The organism is Ruegeria sp. A4 (assembly GCF_056543025.1).
Genome location: NZ_JBQGAW010000008.1, coordinates 111,710 through 118,477, shown reverse-complemented (window position 1 = coordinate 118,477; position 6,768 = coordinate 111,710). Strand labels below are relative to the sequence as shown.

Annotated in this window: 5 protein-coding genes; 4 read left to right on the top strand and 1 reads right to left on the bottom strand. The window is 59.8% G+C overall.

The features are described from left to right. Positions 1–111: 111 nt before the first annotated feature. The 4 genes from pta (at position 112) to ACR0E2_RS17910 (ending at position 5,760) form a co-directional block, all read left to right on the top strand. Positions 112–1,119, top strand: coding sequence for a phosphate acetyltransferase (gene pta / locus ACR0E2_RS17925; RefSeq protein WP_480447417.1), 1,008 nt, complete (start codon positions 112–114; stop codon positions 1,117–1,119). 90 nt (positions 1,120–1,209) lie between these two features. Next, entirely contained in the window at positions 1,210–4,029 is a 2,820-nt protein-coding gene (locus ACR0E2_RS17920) for a molybdopterin oxidoreductase family protein (protein ID WP_480447416.1), read from the top strand. Positions 4,030–4,138: 109 nt separating this feature from the next. After that, on the top strand, positions 4,139–4,888 hold the full coding sequence (locus ACR0E2_RS17915) for a 4Fe-4S dicluster domain-containing protein (RefSeq protein WP_171172200.1): 750 nt from the start codon (positions 4,139–4,141) through the stop codon (positions 4,886–4,888). After that, positions 4,888–5,760: a dimethyl sulfoxide reductase anchor subunit family protein gene (locus tag ACR0E2_RS17910; protein ID WP_480447415.1), complete on the top strand. Its 873-nt coding sequence runs from the start codon at positions 4,888–4,890 to the stop codon at positions 5,758–5,760. Before ACR0E2_RS17915 ends, ACR0E2_RS17910 begins: the two co-directional genes overlap by 1 nt. A 135-nt stretch (positions 5,761–5,895) precedes the next feature. Here ACR0E2_RS17910 and dapA read toward each other — a convergent pair whose 3' ends face one another. Next, the gene (gene dapA, locus ACR0E2_RS17905) at positions 5,896–6,768 is read right to left on the bottom strand and encodes a 4-hydroxy-tetrahydrodipicolinate synthase (protein ID WP_480447414.1); all 873 of its coding nucleotides are present in this window, start codon (positions 6,766–6,768) and stop codon (positions 5,896–5,898) included.

Sequence of the window (6,768 nt, the reverse complement as noted above, 5' to 3'; positions counted from 1 at the left end):
TCGGCGAACCCTTCCGCCGCGACGCAATGAAAAAACCCGTCGCCGTCGCAGGAATCTCGGCCGAAGACATGAAAGTTCAGGAAGCGTGATCAAAGGACGAGGCCAGAGCGTATGACAATGACACCAATTGAACTGTTGCGTCAGAACGCCCCGGCCTCGCGCCCTGTGATTTCTTTATGCGAAGGCAGTGATCCCCGCGTCGTTGCGGGGGCACTGGCCGCCCACCAGGCCGGACTGGCTGATGTCATTCTGGTCGGTCCACAAGCCGACGTCGAAGCCACCCTCAAGAACCAGAATGCCGCTCGCTCTGACGGCGTCATGGTTCACGACCCGGCAACCTCGGACCTGACCGAGGAATTTGCCCAAACCTATTTTGAACTGCGCCAACACAAGGGCGTCGATCCGGCCAAAGCCCGCGCCGCCGTTGAAACACCGCCAGTCTATGCCGCCATGCTGGTACGCAGCAGGCGGGCCACTGGAACCGTAGGTGGTGCCGTTCACACGACCGGAGACATTGTACGCGCGGCCATTCAGGTGATCGGCATGGCCCCAGATGCCGGAATGGTATCATCCTTTTTCCTGATGTACCCGCCGGAAAACGCTCAGCCCGGAGCGCGGGCGATGCTCTATTCGGACTGCGGCCTGGTCATCGATCCCAGCGCTGACGAGTTGAGCAAAATTGCCGTCGCCTCGGCCAGATCGGCGCGGGCACTGCTGCGGGTTGACCCCAAGATCGCCATGCTCAGCTTTTCGACCAAGGGCAGCGCAAAGCATCCCGATGTCGACAAGGTGATCGAGGCCACTGAAACACTGCGCCAAAGTTCCCCGGATCTCGAGGTCGACGGCGAGCTTCAGTTCGACGCGGCCTTCGTGCCCTCGGTCGGGGATCGCAAATCGCCCGGATCTTCGGTCGCCGGTCAGGCCAACGTGATGATCTTTCCCAATCTCGACGCGGGCAATATCGGTTACAAGATCACGCAACGACTGGGGGGTTACACCGCGATCGGCCCGGTTTTGCAGGGGCTGGCCCGACCCGCCAATGATCTTTCCCGCGGATGCAGCGCCGAAGATGTGACCCAGATGATCGCCGTGACGGCACTGCAAGCTATCAGGGAATAAAACTCAGAACTCACGTCGTTTCCAGAACGATGTTCTCAAATCGGAAGGAAAGTGACAAAGTCCTCCCGACACAACCGACAGGACCCGCCAATGACCCATCAGCAGCCGATCCTTGAAACGTCTCCGAAAGTTTCGGACGAGGTCCGCAAAACCACCTGTTATATGTGCGCCTGCCGCTGCGGCATCAACGTTCACATGAAAGACGGCAAGGTCGCCTATATCGAAGGAAACCGGGACCACCCGGTAAACAAGGGTGTGCTCTGCGCCAAAGGCTCTGCCGGGATCATGCAGGTCAACGCCCCTTCTCGCCTGCGCAAACCGCTGAAGCGTGTCGGCCCACGTGGCTCGGGTGAATTTCGCGAGATTGAGTGGGACGAGGCGCTCAGCACTGCTGTGGGCTGGCTGAACGAACTGCATGAAACCGCACCGCAGAAGCTGGCCTTTTTCACTGGCCGCGACCAGAGCCAAAGTTTCACCAGTTTCTGGGCCCAGAATTTCGGCACTCCGAACTACGCAGCCCACGGCGGCTTCTGCTCGGTCAATATGGCGGCCGGTGGCATTTACACGATGGGTGGCGCGTTTTGGGAGTTTGGACAACCCGACTGGGATCACACCAAACTGTTCATGCTGTTCGGCGTCGCCGAGGATCATGACAGCAACCCGATAAAAATGGGGATCGGCAAGATCAAGGCGCGCGGCGCACGGGTGATCGGGGTGAATCCGATCCGGTCGGGCTATAACGCAGTCGCCGATGACTGGGTCGGCATCACACCCGGAACAGACGGGCTGTTCATTTTGTCGTTGATCCACGTTCTGATGAAAGCCGGCAAGATCGATCTGGATTACCTGAGCCGCTATACCAATGCGCCGGTTCTGGTGAACGCAAGCGAGGGTGCGGAAAAGGGCCTGTTCCTGCGCGACGAGGACGGCAAGCCGCTGGTTATTGATCGCAAGACGGGCGAGCCAACCGCATTCGACAAGCCCGGCGTGCGCCCGGACCTGTCGGCGACCTATGACAAGGACGGTGTGACGCACCGCCCCGTTTTCCACCTGATGGCTGAAAAATACCTCAGCGACGAACACGCGCCCGAGACGGTGGCCGATCGCTGCGGCATCCCGGCCAAACGTATCCGGGCCATTTCCGCCGAAATCGCCAGGGTCGCTTTTGACGAAGCAATCGAACTGAATCAGGAATGGGTTGATTTTCGGGGTGAAAAGCACTCGAAGATGATTGGTCGTCCCGTAAGCTTCCATTCCATGCGGGGCGTATCAGCCCATGCCAACGGATTCCAGACCTGCCGCGCACTGCATGTGCTGCAGATCATGCTGGGAACAGTCGAGGTACCGGGCGGTTTCCGCTTCAAGCCACCCTATCCCAAACCAGTCGAAGCACACCCGACGCCTCATGGCGACAGGCGTCCGGGACGTCCGCTGAACGGCCCGCATCTGGGCTTTCCACGTGGTCCCGAAGACCTGCTGCTGGACGACTGCGGCACGCCGCAACGCATTGACAAGGCATTCACCTGGGAAAACCCGATGTCCGTGCACGGGTTGATGCACATGGTGATTTCGAACGCTGCGGCTGGTGATCCCTACAAGATCGACACCCTGTTCATGTACATGGCGAATATGTCGTGGAACTCCTCCATGAACACCAAAGGTGTGATGGAGATGCTGACGGCCAAGACCGATGACGGCAATTACGTCATCCCGCGCATCATTTACTCCGACGCCTATTCTTCGGAAATGGTGGCGTATGCCGACCTGATCCTGCCCGACACCACCTATCTCGAGCGGCACGACTGTATCTCCCTGTTGGATCGCCCGATCTGCGAGGCCGACGCCGCAGCAGACGCCATTCGCTGGCCAGTGGTCGAACCCGACCGCGACGTGCGTGGCTTCCAATCGGTTCTGATCGAGCTGGCCAACCGCATGAGCCTGCCGGGCTTCACGAATGAAGACGGCAGCCCAAAGTGGAAAGACTACGCGGATTACATCGTCAACCACGAACGACGCCCCGGCATCGGCCCGCTGGCCGGCTTCCGGGGTCCGGACGGCGACAAGGAAGGCCGCGGCGAGGTCAATCCGGATCAGCTGAACCGGTATATCGAAAACGGCGGATTTTATGTGGCGCATATCCCGGAAGGCGCGGATTACTACAAACCGTGGAACACCGCCTATCAGGACTGGGCCGTCGGGATGGGCATCTATGACAGCCCTCAACCCTATCTGTTCCAGCTCTATTCCGAACCCATGCGCCGGTTCCAGCTGGCTGCCGAAGGTCACGGAGACCGCCAGCCGCCCGAGCACCTGCGCCAGCGCATCAAGGACACCATGGATCCGCTGCCGATCTGGTACGAAACCGATCAGCGGGGCAATGAAGGCTTCACCGTCAACGCCCTGACCCAGCGCCCAATGGCCATGTATCACAGTTGGGGCACACAGAACGCGTGGCTGCGCCAGTTGCACGGGCAAAACCCGCTTTACGTCCCGACCAAACTGATGCGAGAACACAACCTGCAAGACGGCGACTGGGCAAAAGTCAGCTCCCCCCACGGTGAGATCACCGTGCCTGTGATGGAGATGGCCGCGCTGAATGACAACACGGTCTGGACATGGAACGCCATCGGCAAACGCAAGGGCGCCTGGGCCTTGCAGGACGACGCGCCGGAAGCGACCAAAGGTTTCCTGCTCAATCACCTGATTCACGAATTGTTGCCGTCCAAAGATGATGGAATGCGCTGGGCCAATTCGGACCCGATCACTGGTCAGGCGGCATGGTTCGACCTGAAGGTCAAAATCGAAAAAGCCGACGCGCCTGCCGACGCGCAAAGCCAGCCGAATTTCGACCCGATCAAATCTCCTGTCGGAACCGGCCCTGAGAACCTGGCCTGGAAGGTGGGCAAATGACCCGGATCCGCACTTCATCTGGCCAAAAATATCCCGGGGGTGAATTGAGCCGCAGGCTCAAGAGGGGGCTGGCCCCCTCACCTGCCCTCAACAGCAGAGGTTCCCTGACATGACCCAGCTACCAAACTCCACTGACCGCAAGATGGGCCTGGTCATCGACCTGGACACCTGTGTCGGCTGCCACGCTTGCGTTATTTCCTGCAAAGGCTGGAACACGGAAAATTACGGTGCCCCTCTTTCGGATCAGGACGCCTACGGTGCAAACCCTTCGGGCACCTTTCTCAACCGCGTGCATTCCTACGAAGTGCAACCTGCCGACGGGCATGCCCAGCTGATCCACTTCCCGAAGTCCTGCCTGCATTGCGAAGACGCGCCCTGTGTTACCGTTTGCCCCACCGGCGCCAGCTACAAACGGGTCGAGGATGGCATCGTCTTGGTCAATGAAAGCGATTGCATCGGATGCGGCCTGTGCGCCTGGTCCTGCCCCTACGGTGCGCGGGAACTGGATGTGGCCGAGGGCGTGATGAAGAAATGCACACTTTGCGTGGACCGCATCTACAATGAAAACCTCCCCGAGGTCGACCGTATCCCCTCCTGTGTTCGCACCTGCCCTGCGGGCGCAAGGCACTTTGGCGATCTGGGCGACCCTGACAGCGATGTCAGCCAGCTGGTTGCAGAACGGGGTGGCATGGACCTGATGCCGGAAATGGGCACCAAACCCGTCAATAAATACCTGCCCCCGCGCCCCAAGGACACCGTGGAAGACCAGATCGACATACTGGCCCCCCTGCTGGCCCCCATCGCTGACGAGCCCAAAGGGTTCCTCGGCTGGCTCGACAAGACGTTGGAGAAACTCTGATGCATCCCGCACCCTCCGTCATTCTGTTCACCACCCTGTCCGGTCTGGGATTTGGACTGCTGTTCTTTCTTGGCCTGGGGTTTCCGGCTGTCTCGGGTTGGGTGGCTTTTGTGTTCTTCGCCATTGCCTTTGGTCTGGCCGTCGGCGGGCTTTTGGCTTCGACCTTCCACCTGGGCCATCCGGAACGGGCCTTGAAGGCCTTCACTCAATGGAAAACCAGCTGGCTCAGCCGTGAAGGTTGGTGTGCCGTCCTCGCGCTGGTCATCATGGGGCTCTATGCGATTGGCGTGGTGTTTCTGGACCAACGCTGGGGTTTCCTGGGCTGGATCGGCGCAGGGTTGTCGCTGGCCACAGTGTTCACGACCTCGATGATCTACACGCAGCTCAAGACCATCCCACGCTGGAACATGAACCTGACACCTGCCATGTTTCTCAGCTTCAGCCTGGCCGGTGGCGCATTGCTGGCAGGTCAGACAAGCGCAGCTCTGCCGCTGCTGCTGATCGCGGCGCTGGTGCAGATACTGTACTGGCGCAAAGGGGATCAGGCGTTTGCGTCATCGGGAACGGATCTGGGAACAGCCACCGGGCTTGGCGCACGCGGATCCGTCCGCGCCTTTGAGCCGCCCCATACCGGCACCAATTATCTGCTTCGAGAATTCGTTCACGTCGTGGGTCGCAAACACGCCGAAAAACTGCGGCTGATCTCGTTCACTCTGGCATTCGTGCTGCCGGTTCTGCTGTTGTTGCTGCCGTTCAATCACGTCTTCGCCCTGCTGGCCGTGGCCTCGCATCTGGCAGGTGTTGCAACGTCGCGCTGGCTGTTCTTTGCGCAGGCCGAACATGTCGTGGGGCTGTATTACGGCAAACGCTGAGGGGGCTCTGCCCCCGCCGCGGCAAGCCGCGACTCCCCCGGGATATTTTTTGGCCAGATGAAGTCTGGATACATGGAAAAGAAAGGGCGGCGCTCAAGGTTCGAGGCCGCCCTTCGTCGTATTCTGAAATACCGGTCAGATCAGGCCGGCATGGGCCATTGCGGCCTCGATTGCATCTTTGGTGCTGTTTTCCAGCTCGGTCAGGGGTGAGCGCACTTCGGTGCTGCAAAGGCCCAGTTTGCTGAGTGCATATTTGGCACCGACAAGGCCCGGCTCGATGAAGATCGCCTCATGCAGCGGCATCAGTTTGTCCTGATACTCCAACGCTTTTGCATAATCTCCGGCCAGCGTGGCCTGCTGGAATTCAGCGCATAGCTTGGGGGCCACGTTTGCGGTGACCGAAATGCAGCCAACACCGCCGTGCGCGTTGAAGCCAAGAGCCGTGGCGTCTTCGCCGGACAATTGGCAGAAATCTGCGCCGCAAGTTGCACGCTGCTGGCTGACACGGGCCAGATCGCCCGTTGCATCTTTGACACCGACGATACGGGGAAGCTTGGCCAGTTCACCCATCGTGGCAGGCGTCATGTCAATGACTGAGCGGCCCGGAATGTTGTAGATGATGATCGGGATATCCGCGGCCGCATGCAGCGCCTCGAAATGCGCGATCAAGCCGCGCTGAGTCGGTTTGTTGTAATACGGCGTGACGACCAGTGCCGCATCCGCTCCGACTTTTTCCGCGAACTGAACGAAGCGGACAGCTTCGACCGTGTTGTTCGACCCGGCACCGGCAATGACAGGAACGCGGCCCGCAGCGGTTTTAACAACCTCTTCGATCACCGTTTCATGCTCTTCGTGGCTGAGCGTCGGGCTTTCACCGGTTGTTCCCACAGGCACCAGCCCGGTCGAGCCTTCGGATATCTGCCAGTCCACCAGATGTTTGAGCGTCTTCAGGTCCAACTCGCCGTTGTTGAACGGGGTGACGAGGGCTGGCATCGAGCCTTTGAACAT

Coding starts and splice junctions, on each gene's coding strand:
- pta (WP_480447417.1), top strand. CDS start 112: ATGACAATGACACCAATTGAACTGTTGCGTCAGAACGCCCCGGCCTCG.
- ACR0E2_RS17920 (WP_480447416.1), top strand. CDS start 1,210: ATGACCCATCAGCAGCCGATCCTTGAAACGTCTCCGAAAGTTTCGGAC.
- ACR0E2_RS17915 (WP_171172200.1), top strand. CDS start 4,139: ATGACCCAGCTACCAAACTCCACTGACCGCAAGATGGGCCTGGTCATC.
- ACR0E2_RS17910 (WP_480447415.1), top strand. CDS start 4,888: ATGCATCCCGCACCCTCCGTCATTCTGTTCACCACCCTGTCCGGTCTG.
- dapA (WP_480447414.1), bottom strand. CDS start 6,768: ATGTTCAAAGGCTCGATGCCAGCCCTCGTCACCCCGTTCAACAACGGC.